Genomic DNA, 19010 nt, shown 5'->3' with positions numbered 1-19010 from the left:
AGCGAACGATCGGAGCGTAGGTTCCACCCCGGAAGGGTGTCAACACCCGGCGAGCGGTCAGTCCTTCAGCACCGGATGCGGCCTGCCGTCGAGCCGTTCGTCGGCGCGGTACTGCAGCAGCAGGACCGAGTGCACCGGGCCGTCCGTAGCGGTGTAGCAATGCGGCTCACGGGCGTCGAAGGCGACGTAATCCCCAGGGCCGACCTCGACGGTCTTCCCCGCCACCTCGACCAGCAGCGATCCGGTCTGCACGATGGTGTGCTCGACTCCGACGTGCCCCTGCGAGCGCTGTGGCGCGTCTCCGCGCACCACCTGGTCGTACACCTCGAAAACACCGTCGCCCGCCTCGATCCGGCGCAGCGGCCGGAGATCCACTCCCTCGCCGCTGAGCACCTCGACGTCGGCCCCGCGCACCACGGTGAGCGCACCGCCCGCCCGGTGGTCGAGCAGGTCCGAGATCGCCACCTCCAGCACCCTGGAGAGGCTGAAGACGGTCTCGATGGTCGGATTGCCGCCGCCGGACTCCAGCTGGGACAGCGTGGCCTTGCCGATACCCGACCGCCGGGAGAGCTCCGACAGCGAAAGGCCCCTCGCCGCCCTGGCGGCACGCAGGTTGACCGCCAGCATGTCGCGGATCGAGGGGTTCTCGTCCTGCACCACTTCTCCCCTGTCGTTCGTCAAACCGTACGAGCTCGTTCGCTTTGCCGATCGAGTTCGCGGACATCATGACACGCCTTCCGACGCCGGGGGCATAGCCGCGGCCGATGGGGCGGCGCGATGGTGGACCGCGCGGACCACGCGGAAACTCCATCACCAACCGGTGTGTCACCGTCGACACAGGGTCACGGGCGCACCGTCGTTCCCTCCAGCGAGGAGATTCCCGTGCAGCTGATCCGCAGATCCGCGGGCCGACGACTTCGGGCGTTCGGCGCGGTGCTCATCACGACCCTCGGCCTGACCGCGGCCGCCGCCGCACCGGCGACGGCGGCCGCGAACGCCTGTCTCACCGGCACACTCGCCTTCGACCACTACGACGCCGAAGCCGGGACGAGCAAACCCCTGCGCACGCAGGTGGCCCGGAACGCGAACTGGGAACTGTGGGGCCGCACCGGTTCCGGCACGGCCACCAGGCTCGCCGCCGGCCTCACCGGCGCGTCCGACGGCCGGTTCACCGCCTGCCACACCTCGTCGCTCGCCGAGGCTTTCGTGCGGTTCCGGTCGAGCAGCACCTCGATGTGGCGGGTCGTGAAGGCCGCGAACGACACGACCGACTACACGTTCGACTCGGCCCGCCGCACGAACGTGTCCGGCAGCCAGGACCTCGGCACGGTGAAGGTGCCGTCCACGCTCCAGCGCGCGTGGAAGGTGGTGGACACGCTCAACGTCCTCTACTGGAAGCGCGCCAATCCGGTTTCGTCGTGCTGGACCGCCCGGCAGGCCGATGGACGCTGCGACCGGATCACCTTCGTCTGGGATCCGAAGGTCGCCGACGGCGGCTACTGGGACTATCCGAACACGAACTATGTCTTCCTCGGCAACACGATGCCCGACTCGAAGCACCTCATCCTCCACGAGGCCGGGCACTGGCTGCAGTGGCAGCTGTACGGCCGCGGCTTCCCCGTCGTCACCGGCTGCAATCCGCACTACATCGAGAAGCACAGTTCGGAATCCTGCGCCTGGACCGAAGGCTTCGCCGACGCCGTCGCCGCCTACGCCCTCGGCGACTACCGCTATGTCTACGACGACGGCAGGTCCTACAGCTTCGAGAACGACGCTTCGACCCCCGGCTGGGACGACGGCGACACCGTGCAGGGGCGCGTCGGCTCGTCGCTGCTCGACCTGTGGGCCGCGGACGGACCGGACGGCGGGAACTGGAACCGGACGATCGCGCTGATGACCCGCCACTTCAGCCAGGACTTCCGCGAGTACTTCACCGAGGACCGGCCCGCCGCGGGCCTGTCCACGACCGGTGCCGCCGAGCGGATCCTCGCCGGGCACACCATCCGGTACTGACGCGGGCCGAAGGGCCGGACCGCGCTGGGGGTGTCGCGAAAGCCACTTCCGGGACATCAGACGTCTCGAAAGTGGCTTTCGCGACATGCTCGCCAGCGCGGTACCGGGCCCGGCCGTAACTCCCTTGTGGACGGTCAAGAGCGTGCCGGACTCCTTGGCGGCCTACGCCACCTTTGCCTTACCTCTCACCCGTCCTTCAGCTCCTGGCCGCCTGGACCCAGGCGCTGATCTCGTCGGCGGTCGAAGGGAAGCCGTCGGAGAGCAGGTCGTACCCCGATCCGGTGACCACGACGTCGTCCTCGATCCGGACGCCGAGGCCGCGCAGCTCCGGCGGGACGGTGCGGTCGCCGGCGTGGAAGTAGAGACCGGGTTCCACAGCGAGCGCCATCCCCTCGGCGAGCGTGCCCTCGCGGTACGTGGACGGATGGGCGGCGGCGCAGTCGTGGACGTCCAGCCCGAGGAAATGGCCGGTCCCGCAGACGATGTACCGGCGGTGCTGCTGCCCGTCCGGCGACAGCGCTTCGTCCACCGACACCGGGAGCAGCCCCCAATCGTGCAATCCCTCCGCGAGCACGCGCAGCGCCGTCGCCTGGAACGCGCCGTAGTCCTGGCCGGGACGGACCTCGCCGAGTGCCGCGACATGCGCCTTGTGCACGAGGTCGTAGACGTCGCGCTGCGCCTTCGTGAACTCACCGCCGACCGGGAAGGTTCGGGTGATGTCGGCCGTGTACAAGGAATCCACCTCGACACCGGCGTCGAGCAGCAGGAGGCTGTCCTCGGTCACCCGCCCGTCGCAGCGCGTCCAGTGCAGGATCGGCGCGTGCGGCCCGGCCGCCACGATGGAGGTGTAGCCGGGCCCGGTTCCCTCGGTGCGGGCACGGCGGTCGAAGGTGCCCTGGAGCCAGCGCTCCCCGCCACCGCGGACCGCCTCCGGAAGCGCGGCCAGCACGTCGGCGAACCCGAGGGCCGTGGCGTCGACGGCGGCGCGCAACTGGCCGATCTCCCAGTCGTCCTTGATCCGGCGGAGCTCCGCGAGGACGGTCCGGAGCCGTTCACTGTGGCCGAAGCGGTACGCGTCGAGCGCGGGATCGACCCCGGCGCCGACCAGGAAGCCCGGATTCCGCCCGCGCAACCCGTGCGGGAGATCCTCCAGCGGACGGCATTCGATGCCGAGCGCGTCCCCGTACGCGGCCGGTCCGGCGGCGGAGCCGACCCACAGCGGACTGGTGTCGGCGTCGCCGACGAAGTCGGGCTCGTGCGCCTCGGCGGGCCGCGGGACATACAGCGTGGCGTGGTGGCCGTCCCCCGCCGGGGTCATCACGAGGATCGCGCCCTCACGCTGGCAGCCGGTGAGCCAGACGAAGTCGCTGTCGGCGCGGAAGCCGTGGAACGTGTCGTTGGACCGCACCACGGCCCGGCCCGCGGCGAGCGCGATCCGCTGACCGGGCAGTTCCGCCGACAACCTGCCTCGATGGGCGGCGGCCGCCTCGGCGGTGCCCGGCGGCACCTCCACCAAGTCGTCCGCGGGCTCCCAGCCCTCGCTGATCCAGTTCCGGAACCCCTTTGCGGCCAGCAGCGCGCGCAGATCCGGCCGGGTTCGGTCGCCGGTCATCGGCTCCCCTTTCAGATAGTCACGGTTCTGGCCGCACCTTCGCACCGCGAACGGCCGGGCCGTAATGACCGGCGGCGATAGACTCCGCCTATGGCCCTGGAGATCCGGCACCTGCGGGCGATCTGCGCCATCGCCGAAGCGGGCAGCCTCTCGCAGGCGGCCGCCGCGCTGGGCATGTCCCAGCCCTCGCTGACCTCGCTGCTCCAGCGGCTCGAACGGCAGATCGGCGCGCCGCTGTTCGTCCGCAGCCACACCGGTGTCACCCCGACCCCGGTCGGCGAACAGACGTTGCGCCGCGCGCTGACCCTGCTCGTGGAGTTCGACCGGTTCGAAAGCGACCTCCTCGGCGCGCTCGGCGACGGCCCGGTCCGGCTCGGATCGTCCCAAATGGACTGTCTGCCCACCTTCGTCGAGCGGCTGGACGACGCGCTGCCGGGGCTGGACGTGACCGTCCACGTGGAACCCTCCAGCGCGGTCCTGGCGCAGGCACTGGCCCGCGCGACCCTCGACATCGCCGTCATCGCCATGTCCGACGACCAGGAAGTGCCGCTGGCGAAGCATCTCGGGCACCGGGTGCTGTTCTCGTGGGTGCCCGTGTTCATCGGTCTCCCCGCGAAGCACCGGCTCGCGGGCGGGTTCGAAGTCGACCTGGCCGATCTGGCCGACGAAGCGTGGATCGGGCCGCCCGGCCCCGAGGACGGTTCGCTGGCGTCGCTGCGCGCGGCGACGCACCGCGCCGGGTTCACGCCTCGGATCCGGTTCGAATGCCCCAATGGCGGCGGACGGCATCTGATCGCCGCCGGGCAGGCGGTGCAGCTCGTCGAACCCACCGCCCCCGAACTGCCCGGCATGGTCGTCCGGCCGCTGAAGGGCGACCCCATGCGGATGCGGCTCGTGCTGGCCTGGCGCAAGGAACGGCTGACCTGGGACCAGGCGGAGAACGTGTACCGCGCGGTGATGACGTCGTACACGCGGCACGCGATGGCGTCGACCCCGTTCCGGACGTGGTGGGAGCGGCGGCGGAGTGCCCAGTCGTGGGACGGGCTGGTGGACTTCTTCCGCGTGGCCGGTCCGTGAGCGACCGTTTTCGAACTGCCTGTAACCCGATCCCGCTTCCCCGCGATTGACCCCGTACCGGGCGAACGGAGACGGGAGAAGATGACGCAACGGCTGTGGCTGGGATTGGCGGTCGTCTACACGTGCACCGCCGTGGTCCAGCTCTACCTGCTCGCCAGCACCGGCGCCGTCTGGGCCGGGACACTCACCGCGGTCGGCTTCGTGGCGGCGCTCCTGTGCGTTCTCGCCGCCTGGAAGTCAGCTGACCGAAAGCGGGGCGATACCAGGGAAATCGACTCGCGCCGGTCCTAGCCGGCGGGATACGGGGCGGCCCACGGCTCCTCCTCCAGCGCGACCGCGTTGGCGACGAGGGCGATCGTCCGGTACCAGCCGGCCAGCACGAGGATCTCCAAAAGCGACGGCGCCGGAAAGTGCTCGGCGAGCGCGGTCCAGGTCTCGCCGGAAACCGTTGCGGTGTCGTGGAGTTCGTCGACGGCGCGGATCAGCGCACGGTGCCGCTCCGATCAGCTCGGATGCCCGGCGTCGCCGGACACGGTCGCTTCGAGCCGCTCCGGCGTCAAGCCGACGACGGGTGCGAAAACCGCGGCGTGGACACCCCATTCGTAACGGCATCCGGCGCGGGCGGTCACCCGCGCGATGACGATTTCCCTGTCCAGCGCGGGTAATTCGCCGTGTGCGAGCAGACCGGCGCCCAGGACGCGCATCCGCGACGCCAGCCCGGGATGGAGCTGCAGCAGGCGGAAGAGCGCCAGTGGCTCCCGTGCCACGCCGGGCGGCATCCACTTGCGGAGAGCTTGTTCGACGTCCGCCTCGTACGGCGGGGCGAGTGGCGCGATCCGGGCCATGAGCACCTCCAGCGCTTCGATTTCAGAACCACTATGCTGCTTCGAAAGGAGAAGCACAAGGGGGGTTGCCATGCCCGGCGAACCGATCCCGCGGCCCGGACGGCCGGTCCGCGGCTCCGAAACCGGCCGTCCGCTCATGGCCGCGCTCGATCTGCTGGGACGCCGGTGGACGCTGCGGGTGATCTGGGAACTGCGCCAGGGTGACGTCGGCTTCCGCGAGCTGCGGCGCCGCTGCGAACTCATGTCTTCGAGCGTGCTCGCCACCCGCCTCGCCGAGCTCACCGAAGCCCGCATCGTCGAGACCGGCGGTGAAGGTTACCGCCTGACACCTTTGGGCGAACGGCTCCTCGACGCGTTGCATCCGCTCGAAAAATGGGGACTCGCCTGGGAAAAGGCGCTACGCGAGTGACCATGCACGACCGTGGATCCCATCCCTTTCCCCCTACGGTCTTGCCAGGCGCGGTGAGCGGCGTACGGTGGGAAGTACGTGAGGTTGAGTCCACCAGCCCGCGCGAACGACCCGCATGTCCGCGGCCCAGTACCTTTCACCGGGCGACGCGGCGGCGAGTTGACTTGCGCAGCCGTTGTGCAGGCTTACCCGTTGTCCGTCTCGTCCCCGGCTATCCGGGAGACAGCACCATGACCGAACGCATCCCTTTCACGCGGAGCAGCCGCGACGGCCCCGACCTCCGCGCCGGCCTGAACCTGACCATCCCGCGCCCGCGTCCGGCGGCGGAGAACCTGTTGCGGGTTCAGCGGATCCACTGGAACGAGGATCTGCTCGTCGTCGCCGCGGCCGGTGAGATCGACCTCGCCACCGCGGGACGGCTGGAACGCGCCCTGTCGGGCCGTCTGCCCGCCGCCACGGTGCTCGATCTCAGCGAGGTCGGCTTCCTCGGTGTCGCCGGGCTGCGGGTCATCGAATCCGCCGCGACCCGCGCCCGCTCCGAACACCGCACGACCGGAGTGGTCGCGGACGCCCGGCCGGTGCTGCGCCTGCTGCACCTGTTCGGCGTCGACGGCCACATCCCCGTGTACCGGCACCTCGACCACGCGATCCTCGAAATGCCGAACCGCTGAACCGCCGTCCGCTCAGGATCCGGCGAGCGGCAGGAGCGTGGACAACCCCGTCTTCGAAGCCAGCCGCCGAATCGTGGGCGACGGCAGGAAACTCAGGTCGACCCCCTGCGTGCTGCACCGGTCGTTGATCCTGACCAGGGTCGCCAGCCCCGTGGAATCGCAGAACTCCACGGCTTCGAGGTCGACGACGAGCCTGCCCGGCACGGGCTCCAGCGCGTGCTCGAACGTCTCCTTGAGATCCTCGGACGTCGTCAGATCGATCTCCCCCGCCACCGCGATGACGACCTCGGCGCCATCGGGCCTGGCGACGGTCACCGAGAACGGGACTTCCCGGTCTTCGCCGTCTCCGCTCGTCACCGTCATCCACCCCTCACGATCGGTACCCGACAGTCCCGAACATATCCGATGGAGGCGCCCGCTCGCGCGGCACTCGTGCCCCGATCCCCGGCGGTGCCTTAGCCTTGTCGTTGGATCCGGCGGTCGTGGACCGCGGCGGACGGCGAGGAGAAGCTTCGTGATGCCGATCGACGAGCCAGTACGCACCGGCACCGACGAGCTGGTCCTCGAGGTCGCCGCGGTGGCCGCACAGGCGGCCGCGTTGCGGGACGTCCTGGCGAAATGGGCCCTCGGACGGGGCCTTCCCCGGGAACTCGCCGAGGATCTCAAGCTCACCGCCTACGAAGCGATGACGAACGTCGTCAAGCACGCGTACCCCGACGGCACCGAAGACAACGTCATGAAGGTGACCGCCGCCCACGGCGACGGTCACCTCAGGATCAGCGTCGCCGACGAGGGCCGCTGGCGCGACGGACGACGCCCGGACGGCGGACGCGGCCTGCCGATCATCCGCGCCTTCGCCCCCGAGGCGACGGTGACGAGCACGCCGACCGGGACCGTCGTCCAGCTCGGCTGGCCCTGCCCTTCCGCCTGACCGCGCTCAGCCAAGGCCGGGGAGGATTCCGTTGACCCAGCTACCCGGACGGGTGGCTGCGTCCTGGCGGAGTACCGGCAGACCGGACCACCAGCCGGTGCTCACCGTCTCGCCCTGCCCCGGCGGGGTGACCACCACCTTCGAGGGTGTCCACGACAGGGGGCCCGGCGCCTGGGACAGCACGGTGACGGACGCCGTCGCCGTCGAACCGGGTGGGACCTCGTTGACGCGCACCCCGTCGTCCCCCCGTGCCAGGTGGTAGACGGGCCCGTTCGGATCGTCGGGGCCGACCAGGTCGACGCCGGGAACCCCGTGCAGATCGCAGGTGCGCGGTGACGTGTTCTCGAATACCAGCGGAACCTCGTACTGGCCTGTCGCTTCTTCGAGCCGCATCGGCTCGCCCAAGGACACCGCCAGATCCGCCGTCGCGCACCGCGGTGTGGCCGCCTCGGCCTGCCCGGCCGGCGCGAGTGTGCCGGTCAGCACGGCGATCCCCAGCAGAGCGCGCGTGAACTGCTTGCCGGACATGGGTTTCCTCCTTCGGCCTCACGGGATGGATGCCCACGGGAACCGGGAAGATGCTGGGATCCCTCGAAAACCACTCCGGTGAGTGACGAGGGTCGTCACGAACGCCGCACCGCGTGCGCGGCCCAGCGCCCGTTGATGCGGTGGACTTCGACATCCCGTTCGTAACAGGCGGAAAGCCCCGCGCCGGTGAGGACCTCGTCGATCGGGCCCGCGCCGGTGACCTTGCCTCGGCGCACCATGAGCGCGTGCGTGGCCGTCGCCGGGATCTCCTCCAGGTGATGCGTGACGGTGACCGTCGCCAGCTCCGGCTGGGCCAGCGTCAGGTTCTCCAGCGCCATCAGGAGATCTTCGCGGCCGGGCAGATCGAGCCCGGCGAACGGCTCGTCCAGCAGGAGCAGCAGGGGGTCGGCCATGAGCGCCCTGGCGAGCCGGACCCGGGCGCGCTCGCCCTGCGAGCAGACGCGCACCGGCCGGTCACCCAGTCCGGCGCAGCCGACCAGCTCCAGCAGTTTCGACGCCCTGTCCCGGACCGCGTCGTCGTAGCGGTCCCACAGCGGCAGCACACTTCCGCTGAACCCGGTGAGCACCACGGTGTGCGCGTCGTGGTTCTCCGCGTCCGGCAGCCGCTGCTTCGCCCCGACGAAACCGATGTGCGTCCGGACGTCACGCAGGTCGACCGCGCCCATGCGGTGGCCGAGCACGACGGCCGTCCCCGCACTGGGGAACCGTTGCGTCGAGGCCACCGAGAGGATCGTGGACTTCCCGGCCCCGTTGCGGCCGAGGACGACCCAGCGCTGGCCGTACTCCACCCGCCAGTCGACGTCCGACACGAGCGGCGTGCGGCCGACGTGGACCTCGACGCCGGACAGCTCCAGCGCCGGTCCGTCGAGGTTCGGCTGCACGAAGACGGGCTTCACGCGATTCATGATCGCAGGACGCGTGCCCGGGGCCCGCCTGGGGTCCGATCATCGGATGACGTCGTAGACCAGCTTCTGGATCCCGTTGCCGTAGGCCTCGCTCTCGACGAGCTCGAGGTTCTGCTTGTCCTTGTCGGTGTCGCCGAACAGCTTCTTGCCCGCGCCGAGCAGGACCGGGAACAGCAGCAGGTGGTAGCGGTCGATCAGCCCGGCGTCGGCGAGGTTCCGGTTCAGTTCCGCGCTGCCGTGGACGATGATCGGCCCGCCCTCGGTCTCCTTGAGCTTCGCGACGTCGTCGAGCGAACGCAGGATCGTGGTCTCGCCCCAGTTGCCGACGAGGTCCTCGTCCCGCAGCGTGGTCGAGACGACGTACTTCGGCATCGCGTTGTACTCGGCGAACTCCTCGGTCATGCCGGGCCACACCGGCGAGAACGCCTCGTAGCTGACCCGGCCCATCATCATCGCGGTGGCCTCGCCCTGCTCACGCCCTTTGAGCTCGTAGGCCGCTTCGTCGAACTCGATACCGTCGAAGGTCCAGCCGGAGTTGCGGTAGCCCGGCTCCCCGCCGGGGCCCTCGACGACGCCGTCGAGCGAGACGAACGCGGTGGTGATCAGGGTGCGCATCTGGTTTCTCCTTGGTGGTTCCGAACTGCTTTCGACACTACGTCGACCGGGGAACCACGGATTCGACACCGCGCCGGAAAAAAGTTCCAAGCCGGTTCTCGAGGAAGCCGCGGGTGTCAGGAAAGGGCCGTTCAGGACGGAAAATGTCCTGAACGGCCCTTTCATGACACCCCGAGGGACCTCAGCCCTCGGCGTCGCGGACGAGCAAGGCGATCTGCACCCGGTTCTCGACGCCGAGTTTCGTGAGCATGCTGCTCGTGTGCGCCTTCACCGTCGCGACGGTGATGGCGAGCCTCCGCGCGACGTCGGTGTTGGACAAACCCTCCGCGATGGCGTTCGCGGTCTCGCGTTCGCGATCGGTCAGGGTGGCCAGCAGCCCGCGGGCGGTCTCCCGGGCACCCCGGCGCGCGTCGGACGAGTGCGGCCCGGTCGCCGCGGCGACCAGCCGGGACGTCGCGGCGGGCGAGAGCGTGTGTTCACCGGTCGCGACCGTCCGGATCGCCGCGAGGATCCGGGGCGGCGGCGTGTCCTTGAGGAGGAACCCGAGGGCCCCGACACGCAGGGCACCCAGCACCATCTCGTCCGAGTCGAACGTCGTGAGCACCAGGATCCGGGGCGGCTCCGGGAGGCGGAGGATCTCCTCGGTCGCGCTCAGTCCGTCGCGGCCCGGCATCCGGACGTCCATCAGGACGACGTCGGGCCGCTGCTCCTCCACCACGGTCACCGCCGCGTCGCCGTCGGCGGCCTCACCGACCACGACGAGATCCGGTTCGCCGTCGACGATGAGCCGCAGCGCCATCCGCACCAGGTGCTCGTCGTCGACGAGGACGACCCGCACCCGCTCGTTGTCCATTCACTCGCTCCCTTCGCGGACCGGCCACGGCAACCGCGCGGCGAGGACGAACCCGCCGTCCGGCTCCGTGTGGTGGTCCAGTTCGCCGCCGGCCAGTCCGACCCGCTCGGCGAGGCCGAGCAGCCCGAAACCCGAGGCGGGCGGGCCCGCGACCGCCCGTGCCGCACCGGAATCCCGGATCGTCGCCCGCACCCCGTCCCCCGCTTCCCCTTCGACGGTGACGGCCACTCGCGCGCCCGGCGCGTGCTTGCCCGCGTTCGTCAGGCCTTCCTGAACGACCCGGTAGACGGTCCTCGCGATCGCGTCGGGTGGCTCGCCCGGGATCGTGGCCGTCAAGGTGACATCCAGCCCCAGTGCCCGCGCGTCCGCGACCAGCGCCGGCAGGTCGGCGAGCGAAGGCTGCGGTGGTTCCAGCTCCTCCGGGCTCGCCCGCAGCACGCCGAGGACGTCCCTCAGCTCTTCCAGCGCCTGATGGGAGCCGTCGGCGATCCCGCGGGCCAGCTCCGCGACCTGGTCGGCGGGCAGATCCGGACGGTGCCCCAGCACTCCGGCCTGCATCGCGACCAGCGAGACCCGGTGCGCGAGGACGTCGTGCATCTCGCGAGCGATCCGGTGCCGCTCCATGATCCGGGCCTCGGCCGCCCGCGCGGCCTGCTCCCGTTCCGCGCTTTCGACCTGGTGCCGCAATGAACGCACCTCCTCCCGGCGCGCCCCGATCGCGGCGCCGACCGCCACCACGATGCCCACCAGCAGGAGGGGGAGGCTGATCACCAGCCACAGCGGGCCCGGCGCCTCGCGCTGCGGGTAGAGGCCGGCGGTCAGCACGGCGGTGAGCACCGACAACGCCGCCACGACCGCGGTTTCGGCGGGCCGGCGGCGGGTGGCGAGCGAACAGAGCGCCAGCAAGGCCGCACCGGCGGACAGCACCGAGGCCATCGAGGCGAGGGTGACCGCGGTCGTGATCACGACCGGGAAGCGACGGCGCCACGGCAGGGCGATCAGGCAGGCGAGCGCGATCAGCGGATCACCGGTGATCAGCCAGTCGACCCTCGGCCCCGCCGCGCCCACCGGCAGCTGCGACGCAGTGACGAGCCAGAGCAGCATGCCGAGCGCGGCGGCGGCGAGCAGGCGCCAGGCCTCTCCCCAGGCGCGAGCGGGCGGCCGGGCGTCGGTGATCACCGGCCCATCATGGTCGACCCGCTCGCGGCGGCGCAGCCGGACACAGGCCGATCCGGGGCTCGACTTTGGTCTAGTGCGACACGCGACGCGCTGCCGATGTACTCCGGGATCACGCGGGCGAAGCTGGGATCCGACCGTGAACCAGGAGGTGGGAAGCATGACCAAGGGCGGCTATCTGGGGCTGCAGATCGTCGGGATGGTGGCCATCGCCGTCTTCGCACAGGCCGCCATCCGCAGCCTTTTCGATCATTCCGCGACCCAGTTGTGGGGCGCGTTCGACTGGGTACCCGGTGAGTGGGGCGGCAGGTTGCTCGTGTTCCTGCTGCTCGTGGCCGCGGGAACGGTACTGGCGGGCTGGGCGCACGATCGCGGGAAGCGAGCGCCCCGCTAGGGAGGCGCCGGTCCGCTAGTATCCGCAGCCGGGCGTTTTCCGTCTACATCGGACGGAACGCGGGGTCTGGTCGATGGCGGGAGAATGCATGGCGGACGGAGTTGGCTCGCTTGCGGGGTGGTCCGCCGATCCCACCGAAGTGACCAGCTACGTGGGCCGCGACGCCGAGACCGGTGAAGCGCGCCGTCTGCTGAACGCGTCTTCGCTGGTCACGCTGACCGGGCCGGGCGGTGTGGGCAAGACGCGGCTGGCGTGGCGGGTCGCCGCCGCCCACCACGAGGCGACCGGCGACGAGGTCGCGTTCGTGTCGCTGGCCGAGCTGCGGGAACCGGCGTTGCTCGTGCCGACCGTGGCGAACGTCCTCGGCTTCGGCGACCGCTCCGCGAAACCGGCCATCGAGGTGGTCGTCGAGGCGCTTCAGGCGAGCCGGCTGCTGCTGGTGCTGGACAACTGTGAGCATCTGGTCGACAGCTGCGCCTGGTTCGCCGACACCGTCGTGCGAGCCTGCCCCCAGGTGACCGTGCTGGCCACGAGCAGGCAGTCGCTCGGGGTGGCAGGGGAACGCGTCCTGCCGGTGCCGCCGCTGGCGATCCCGGAGCAGGGTGACTCCTTCGAACGCGTGGCGAACGACGAATCCGTGCGGCTGTTCGTGGATCGCGCGACCGCGGTCGCGCCGTCGTTCCGGCTCACCGAAGAGGACACCGAGCCGCTGATCCGGCTGTGCCGCAGGCTGGACGGGTTACCGCTGGCCATCGAGCTGGCGGCCGTCCGCGCGCGGGCGTTGTCCCTGCGCCAGCTGGCCGACCGCCTCGACCGGCAGTTCTCCGTGCTCGCGAAGGACCGGCGGGGCCGGCCGGAGCGGCACGAGACCATGCGGGCCCTGATCGACTGGAGCCACGACCTGTGCACGGGGCCCGAACGGCTGCTGTGGGCGCGCGCGTCGGTGTTCTCCGGCAGCTTCGACCTCGACGCCGCCGAACAGGTCTGTTCCGGCGGGGAACTGCCGCGCGAACGGGTCCTCGAAGTCGTCGACGGGCTGCTCGACAAGTCCATCCTGCTGCGCGAGGAGTACCCCGGCGGCGTGCGGTACCGCATGCTGGAATCGGTACGCGAGTACGGCGTCGACAGGCTCACCGAAACGGGCGGGACGGCGGAGTTCCGGAAACGGCACCGGGACTGGTTCGCCGAGCTCGCCGGCCGGTACGCCGCCGAATGGCTGGAAACCGATCAGCTCGGCTGGATCGGACGGCTGCGCCGCGAACACGCGAACCTCCGGGTCGCCCTCGACCACTGCACCGGCACTCCCGAAGACGCGGTCATCGGGTTGCGGATGCTGCGTGACGTCAAGGAGTTCTGGATCGTCCGCGGGCTGAACACCGAGGGCCGGATGTGGGTCCGCCGTCTCGACGAGGCCGCCGCGCCGGGAGTTCCCGAGCGGGCACACGTGCTGTGGCTCTCCGGTTTCCTGGCCCTGGTGCAAGGAGACCTGCCCGCTCACCGGTGCATGCTGGAGCGGGCGGCCGTCGAAGCCGAGACCAGCGGTGACGAACTCGCCGCCGCGTACGTGCTCCACGTCCGCGCCTACGCCGCGCTGATCGGCAACGACATGGCCGAGGCGGCCCGCCTCTTCGGCACGGCCATCGACCTGTTCCGCGCACACGGCGACCAAGGCGGGGACCTCTGGGCGAGTTACAACCACGGGCTGGCCATCTGGCTGAACGGCGACATCGACCGCGGCCGGGCGGTGCTCGCGGAAGCCGTCGAACGCTGCGAGCGGCAGGGCGAGGTCTTTTGGCGAGGCTGGGCCCTGTGGTCGCGCGCCGCCGCCGAATACCTCCAGGGTGATCTCGCGGTGGCGAGCCGCTGCTGTGAACAGGTCCTGCGCCTGCACGCCCGCGTGGACGACCGGGTCGTCGTCGGGTTCACGCTCACCGTGCTGGCGGGCTGCGCCGCCCGCACCGGACGGCCCAACCGGGCCGCGATCCTGCAGGGCGCGTCGATGAACGTCTGGCGGACGGTGGGCGCGTGGCCGACGCGCTACGAGGCGTTCACCGAACCGCTGCTCGCCGACACCGAGGTCGTGACGGCGGCGCTGGGCTGGGAGGTCGCGGTCAAGGAGTTCGCCGACGGCGCCGCGATGCCCACCCGGGACGCCATCGCGTACGCCCTCGAAGAACGGTCGCCCGAACCGCGGAACCAGGCCGCGCGGGTGCTCACCAAACGCGAGACCGAGATCGCGCACGTGGTCGCCGAGGGGCTGACGAACCAGGAGATCGCCGACCGGCTCGGCATCGCCCGGCGGACGGTGGACACCCATATCGACCACATCCTCACCAAGCTCGGCTACTCCAACCGCGTCCAGGTCGCCACGTGGGTGACCCGGTCCGCGGAATCCGCCTGACGCTCACGCCACCTTCATCCCGGGCGCCTGGCGTCCCGGTTCGGGCGTGAGCAGCTCCGCGCGCAAGGCGATCCTCAGGTCCAGCCGCGCCTGCGGGTCGTCGAGCCGGGCGCCGAACAGGCCCCGGAGACGGCGCAGGCGGTTGCGGACCGTCTGCGGGTGGACGCCGAGGTTGTCCGCGATCTCCGGTGCCCCGCCACGGGCGGAGAGCATGGCGTCGAGGGTTTCGGCGAGCTTGGCGCGCTCGTTCGCGGGCAGGCCGTCGATCGGGGCGAGGCTGCGCTCGACGAGCGCGGTCGTCAGCACCTCGTCGGCGAAAAGCCAGTGCGTGGTCAGGTGGTCCGACCAGCGCACGAGCGGGCCTTCCTCGATCACCTCGCGCCGGACCAGCTCGAGCGTCCGGCGCGCCCACCGCAGGGAAACGGCGGCCTCGGCGGGAGCCACCGCGGGGCCGACCGCCGCCCTCGCCCCCGCCAGGACACCACCGATCTCGACGTCGTCCGGAACGAGCAGGTGCGGATACTCGCCGGTGAGGTCGGCCAGCACCTCCGGGCCGAACGAGGCGCGGACCGCGCCCGGCTCCGCGGCGACGGCCACCACCCGGGCGGGCGGCACCCAGCCCGCCTCCGCCGCGAGGCTCGCCCATTTCGACGGCGGACGGCCACTCAAGATCTCCCTCAGGAGTTCTTGACGTACTTCGGCGATCGACGGAGTGTGCGCCGCGCGGTAGGCGGCGGTGGACAGCCTGATCAGGACGTCCGCGCAGCGGAGCAGCGCCTCCACCCCGGTGTCCATCAAAGCCGACCCGGCCCCCGGCTGGCGGGACAGCGAGGCCAGCGCGGGCAGGGCGGCCCGGCCCGCCGAGTGGTAGGCGCGAGTGAGCCGTTCCAGCTCCTTGCCTGCCACGTACTCGGCCACGCCGACCTGGCGGAAGGCGTCCGCACCCGCCGCGATGCCCAGGTTCATCCCGTCGTGCTCCAGTACCGAGGCGACGAACTCCGTGGCTCGCGCGTCGAACAGCGGCGCGTGCTCCGGCAGCGAGTGCCGGATCCCGTCGACGACCACGCGGGCGATCACGAGGGCGGCGGTACGGGCTGGGGCGTGGGACGCGGTCAGGGTCATCATCGACCTCCGGAGCAGCGGGAATCGTCGGGCCGCCGAGTCTGCTACTCCGGAGTAGCGGGGCACATCGGGTGAATTACGTACTCGGGCCTCTCCGCCCTACGCATCACCCGTTCGTGGGGGGCTGAAGGGGCCCTTCGCCGCATGCGATTCGACGAAGGGGCCCTTCACCGCGTCGCACGCGGTGAAGGGCCCCTTCAGCCCACGGGGCAAGGGCTGGTGCCTACTCGCAGACGGCTCCGTGCGCGGCGCTGCGGACGACCTTGGCGTACTTCCCGAGAACTCCCCGCGTGTACGCCGGCGGCTTGGGGGTCCAGCCCTCCTTGCGCGCCTCGATGTCGTCGATCTCGACTTCCAGCGTCCGGTTCGCGACGTCGAGGGTGATCGGGTCGCCGTCGCGCACGAACGCGATCGGGCCCGCGTCGACGGCCTCCGGGGCGATGTGGCCGACGCAGAGCCCGGTCGTACCGCCGCTGAAGCGCCCGTCGGTGATCAGCAGGACGTCCTTCCCGAGCCCGGCACCCTTGATCGCGCCGGTGATGGCGAGCATCTCCCGCATCCCCGGCCCGCCCTTGGGGCCTTCGTACCGGATGACGACGACGTCCCCGGCGACGATCCGGCCCTCGGCGAGCGCGTCGAGAGCGGCCCGCTCGCCGTCGAACACCCGCGCGGTGCCGGTGAACGTCGATTCGTCGAAGCCCGCCGACTTCACCACGGCGCCCTCGGGCGCCAGCGATCCCTTGAGGATGGTCAGCCCGCCGGTTCGGTGGATCGGGCGGTCGAGCGGACGGATGATCTCGCCGTCGACCCCGGCGGGGGCGATGCCTTCGAGGTTCTCCGCCATGGTCTTGCCGGTCACGGTGAGCACGTCGCCGTGCATGAGCCCGGCGTCGAGCAGCGCCTTCATCACCACGGGGATGCCGCCGACCTTGTCGACGTCGTTCATCACGTACTTCCCGAACGGCTTGAGGTCGCCGAGGTGCGGGACCTTGTCCCCGATCCGGTTGAAGTCGTCGATGCGCAGATCGACCTCCGCCTCGCGCGCGATCGCGAGCAGGTGGAGGACGGCGTTGGTCGAACCGCCCAGCGCCATCACGACGGCGATGGCGTTCTCGAACGCTTCCATGGTCATGACCTGCCGCGCGGTGATGCCTTGGCGGAGCATCCCGACGACGGCCTCCCCCGACCGGTGGGCGAAGCCGTCACGGCGCCTGTCGACCGCCGGCGGAGCGGCCGATCCGGGCAGCGACATGCCGAGCGCCTCCGCGACGGACGCCATCGTGTTGGCGGTGTACATCCCGCCGCAGGCGCCTTCGCCGGGACAGATCGCGCGTTCGATCCTGTCCACTTCGGCGCGGGTGATCTTGCCCGCCAGGCAGGCGCCGACGGCTTCGAAGGCGTCGATGATCGTGACGTCCTGGCCGTCCACCTGACCGGGCATGATCGAGCCCGCGTAAAGGAAGACCGAAGCGAGATCGAGCCGCGCCGCCGCCATCAGCATGCCCGGCAGGGATTTGTCGCAGCCCGCCAGCAGCACGGAGCCGTCCAGCCGCTCGGCCATCATCACCGTCTCGACCGAATCGGCGATCACCTCACGGGACACCAGCGAGAAGTGCATTCCCTCGTGTCCCATGGAAATGCCGTCGGACACCGAGATCGTGCCGAACTCCAGCGGGTAGCCACCGGCCGCGTGCACACCGTTCTTGACCGCCTTGGCCAGCCGGTCGAGGGACAGGTTGCACGGCGTGATCTCGTTCCACGAGGACGCCACCCCGATCTGCGGTTTGGCGAAGTCGTCGTCGCCCATCCCGACCGCGCGGAGCATGCCGCGGGCCGCCGCACGCTCCAGGCCGTCGGTCACGTCGCGCGAACGAGGTTTCAAATCCGGCTGGTCTTGCGGCATCGGGGGCACCTTCCTTCGTGGCGGGACACCGGGCACGCTGCCAACCCGGCGCGCCCCGCGCAACTCACCGCTCCGCGACGACCGCGGCCGCTGGCTACTGACACGTCGTTCCGATACCTTCGAGGGGGAACCCGCACGGACGGAGTCCTGATGTTCGCTCTCAAGACCGCCCCCTTCCGGCACAAGGCGCAGGCGATCGCCAAACCGGTCACCCGCTGGAGCATCGGCCACGCCATCCCCCGCGTCGCCCTGCGGGCCGCGGCGCGCCGGGGCGATCTCCAGGGCAGGCTGTCCGTCGAGGCGAGCGGCGGGGCGGATCTGAGCGCGCTGTTCGACGAGATCCGCGCGCACGGCGCCATCGCCACCACCCGGGTCGGCCATGTCAGTACCCGGCACGCGGCGTGCAAGGAGGTGCTGTCCAGCGACGCGTTCAAGACCGTGCGGTTCGTCCCGGACCACCCGCTGCTCAACCGGCTGGTCGCGTGGTCGTCGTCGGGTTTGATCCATCCGATCGAACCGCCCTCGCTGCTCGCCAGCGAACCGCCCGACCACACGCGGTACCGGAAGCTGGTCACCCGCGTCTTCACCGCCCGCGCCGTCGAGCAGCTGCGGGAGCGCACGCAGGCGATCACCGACGAACTGCTCGACGGCCTCGACCCGGCGAACCCCGTCGACCTCATCGAGCGGTACTGCGGGCTCCTGCCGGTCACCGTGATCAGCCAGATCCTCGGCGTCCCGCCGGAAGAACGCGACAAGGTGCTCGCACTGGGCGGCGCCGCGGCCCCGAGTCTCGACCTCGGCCTGCCATGGCGGACGTTCCGGACGGTGGAGGCGACGCTGGCCGAGTTCGACTCGTGGCTCACGCTGCATCTGGAGAAACTGCGGAAGAACCCCGGCGACAATCTGCTGAGCAAACTGATCGCCGCCCGCGAGGACGGCGTCGGCCTGACCGAGCGGGAGCTCAAGGCCACGGCGGGGCTGGTGCTGGCGGCAGGCTTCGAAACGACCGTCAACCTCCTCGGCAACGGCATCGCCCTGCTCACCCGGCATCCGGGCGAACTCGCGAAACTACGGGCGAATCCGGACCTGTGGAGCAACGCCGTCGACGAGGTCCTCCGCTACGACCCGCCGGTGCTGCTCACCGGCAGGCTGTCCGCGCGGGACACCGAGATCGGCGGGACCCGCATCGAGCGCGGCGCGATCGTCACCACCGTGCTCGCGGGCGCCAACCGGGACCCGGAGATCTTCGACGACCCGGCCACCTTCGACGTCGAGCGGGCGAACGCGCGGGATCACGTGTCGTTCGGCGCGGGACGGCACTACTGTCTCGGCGCTTCGCTGGCGAGGATGGAAGGCGAGATCGGGCTGCGGTCGATCTTCGAGCGCTTTCCGGACCTGCGGCTGCTCGGCGGGGCGCGCCGGCGCGAGACCCGGATCCTGCGCGGCTTCGAGACACTTCCCGCCGCACTCGCCTGACCGCCTCGTGAGTGGTAGGGACGGTTATTGAGCCGTAGGGCAAAGGTGTCCCTGTCGG

20 protein-coding genes are annotated in these 19010 nt (G+C 70.8%); 9 read left to right on the top strand and 11 right to left on the bottom strand.

Features of this window, described 5'->3' with window-relative positions:
• Positions 1-57: 57 nt before the first annotated feature.
• A complete protein-coding gene (locus ACOCEP_RS29690; protein ID WP_482332375.1) occupies positions 58-657 on the bottom strand; it encodes a helix-turn-helix domain-containing protein in 600 nt (199 codons plus the stop codon).
• 225 nt (positions 658-882) lie between these two features.
• Between ACOCEP_RS29690 and ACOCEP_RS29685 the strand changes: the two genes are divergently transcribed.
• Positions 883-2013, top strand: a complete 1131-nt coding sequence (locus ACOCEP_RS29685; RefSeq protein WP_482332374.1) for a metalloprotease — start codon at positions 883-885, stop codon at positions 2011-2013.
• A gap of 196 nt (positions 2014-2209) precedes the next feature.
• Here ACOCEP_RS29685 and ACOCEP_RS29680 read toward each other — a convergent pair whose 3' ends face one another.
• Positions 2210-3625, bottom strand: coding sequence for an aminopeptidase P family protein (locus tag ACOCEP_RS29680; RefSeq protein ID WP_482332373.1), 1416 nt, complete (start codon positions 3623-3625; stop codon positions 2210-2212).
• A 90-nt stretch (positions 3626-3715) separates the two neighbouring features.
• Here ACOCEP_RS29680 and ACOCEP_RS29675 point away from each other — a divergent pair, with 90 nt between their 5' ends.
• Together ACOCEP_RS29675 and ACOCEP_RS29670 are read left to right on the top strand one after the other, a co-directional pair.
• Entirely contained in the window at positions 3716-4702 is a 987-nt protein-coding gene (locus ACOCEP_RS29675; protein ID WP_482332372.1) for a LysR family transcriptional regulator, read from the top strand.
• Between the two features lie 81 nt (positions 4703-4783).
• A complete protein-coding gene (locus tag ACOCEP_RS29670; RefSeq protein WP_482332371.1) occupies positions 4784-4993 on the top strand; it encodes a hypothetical protein in 210 nt (69 codons plus the stop codon).
• A gap of 212 nt (positions 4994-5205) precedes the next feature.
• Here ACOCEP_RS29670 and ACOCEP_RS29665 read toward each other — a convergent pair whose 3' ends face one another.
• Positions 5206-5547, bottom strand: a complete 342-nt coding sequence (locus tag ACOCEP_RS29665) for a carboxymuconolactone decarboxylase family protein (protein WP_482332370.1) — start codon at positions 5545-5547, stop codon at positions 5206-5208.
• Between the two features lie 70 nt (positions 5548-5617).
• Between ACOCEP_RS29665 and ACOCEP_RS29660 the strand changes: the two genes are divergently transcribed.
• Complete coding sequence (locus tag ACOCEP_RS29660) at positions 5618-5956, top strand: winged helix-turn-helix transcriptional regulator (RefSeq protein WP_126732163.1); 339 nt, start codon at positions 5618-5620, stop codon at positions 5954-5956.
• Positions 5957-6186: 230 nt separating this feature from the next.
• Positions 6187-6627 carry an STAS domain-containing protein gene (locus ACOCEP_RS29655; protein ID WP_482332369.1) on the top strand — a complete coding sequence of 147 codons (441 nt, stop codon included), beginning with the start codon at positions 6187-6189 and terminating at the stop codon, positions 6625-6627.
• A gap of 12 nt (positions 6628-6639) precedes the next feature.
• Here ACOCEP_RS29655 and ACOCEP_RS29650 read toward each other — a convergent pair whose 3' ends face one another.
• The gene (locus ACOCEP_RS29650) at positions 6640-6990 is read right to left on the bottom strand and encodes an STAS domain-containing protein (protein ID WP_482332368.1); all 351 of its coding nucleotides are present in this window, start codon (positions 6988-6990) and stop codon (positions 6640-6642) included.
• 154 nt (positions 6991-7144) lie between these two features.
• Here ACOCEP_RS29650 and ACOCEP_RS29645 point away from each other — a divergent pair, with 154 nt between their 5' ends.
• Positions 7145-7558: an ATP-binding protein gene (locus ACOCEP_RS29645; RefSeq protein ID WP_482332367.1), complete on the top strand. Its 414-nt coding sequence runs from the start codon at positions 7145-7147 to the stop codon at positions 7556-7558.
• A gap of 6 nt (positions 7559-7564) precedes the next feature.
• Here the strand turns inward: ACOCEP_RS29645 and ACOCEP_RS29640 are convergent, their stop codons facing one another.
• From ACOCEP_RS29640 to ACOCEP_RS29620, 5 genes are all read right to left on the bottom strand, one after another.
• Positions 7565-8086: a DUF4232 domain-containing protein gene (locus ACOCEP_RS29640; RefSeq protein WP_482332366.1), complete on the bottom strand. Its 522-nt coding sequence runs from the start codon at positions 8084-8086 to the stop codon at positions 7565-7567.
• A gap of 95 nt (positions 8087-8181) precedes the next feature.
• Positions 8182-9012, bottom strand: a complete 831-nt coding sequence (locus tag ACOCEP_RS29635) for an ABC transporter ATP-binding protein (protein WP_482332365.1) — start codon at positions 9010-9012, stop codon at positions 8182-8184.
• Positions 9013-9051: 39 nt separating this feature from the next.
• Complete coding sequence (locus ACOCEP_RS29630) at positions 9052-9627, bottom strand: dihydrofolate reductase family protein (RefSeq protein ID WP_482332364.1); 576 nt, start codon at positions 9625-9627, stop codon at positions 9052-9054.
• Between the two features lie 181 nt (positions 9628-9808).
• Positions 9809-10480: a response regulator gene (locus tag ACOCEP_RS29625; protein ID WP_482332363.1), complete on the bottom strand. Its 672-nt coding sequence runs from the start codon at positions 10478-10480 to the stop codon at positions 9809-9811.
• Positions 10481-11659: a sensor histidine kinase gene (locus ACOCEP_RS29620; RefSeq protein ID WP_482332362.1), complete on the bottom strand. Its 1179-nt coding sequence runs from the start codon at positions 11657-11659 to the stop codon at positions 10481-10483.
• A gap of 157 nt (positions 11660-11816) precedes the next feature.
• Here ACOCEP_RS29620 and ACOCEP_RS29615 point away from each other — a divergent pair, with 157 nt between their 5' ends.
• Together ACOCEP_RS29615 and ACOCEP_RS29610 are read left to right on the top strand one after the other, a co-directional pair.
• On the top strand, positions 11817-12050 hold the full coding sequence (locus tag ACOCEP_RS29615; RefSeq protein WP_482332361.1) for a hypothetical protein: 234 nt from the start codon (positions 11817-11819) through the stop codon (positions 12048-12050).
• An 88-nt stretch (positions 12051-12138) separates the two neighbouring features.
• Positions 12139-14451 carry an ATP-binding protein gene (locus tag ACOCEP_RS29610; protein ID WP_482332360.1) on the top strand — a complete coding sequence of 771 codons (2313 nt, stop codon included), beginning with the start codon at positions 12139-12141 and terminating at the stop codon, positions 14449-14451.
• Between the two features lie 3 nt (positions 14452-14454).
• Here ACOCEP_RS29610 and ACOCEP_RS29605 read toward each other — a convergent pair whose 3' ends face one another.
• Together ACOCEP_RS29605 and ilvD are read right to left on the bottom strand one after the other, a co-directional pair.
• Entirely contained in the window at positions 14455-15576 is a 1122-nt protein-coding gene (locus ACOCEP_RS29605; protein ID WP_482332359.1) for a helix-turn-helix domain-containing protein, read from the bottom strand.
• 220 nt (positions 15577-15796) lie between these two features.
• Positions 15797-17476 carry a dihydroxy-acid dehydratase gene (gene ilvD, locus ACOCEP_RS29600; RefSeq protein ID WP_482332358.1) on the bottom strand — a complete coding sequence of 560 codons (1680 nt, stop codon included), beginning with the start codon at positions 17474-17476 and terminating at the stop codon, positions 15797-15799.
• A 150-nt stretch (positions 17477-17626) separates the two neighbouring features.
• On the opposite strand from ilvD, the gene ACOCEP_RS29595 reads away from it, so the two are divergent.
• Positions 17627-18952: a cytochrome P450 gene (locus ACOCEP_RS29595; protein WP_482332357.1), complete on the top strand. Its 1326-nt coding sequence runs from the start codon at positions 17627-17629 to the stop codon at positions 18950-18952.
• Positions 18953-19010 lie beyond the last annotated feature (58 nt).

Source organism: Amycolatopsis sp. CA-211722, assembly GCF_056828465.1.
The sequence above is the reverse complement of the archived record's forward strand: the minus strand, read 5'-3'. Positions and strand labels throughout refer to the sequence as shown.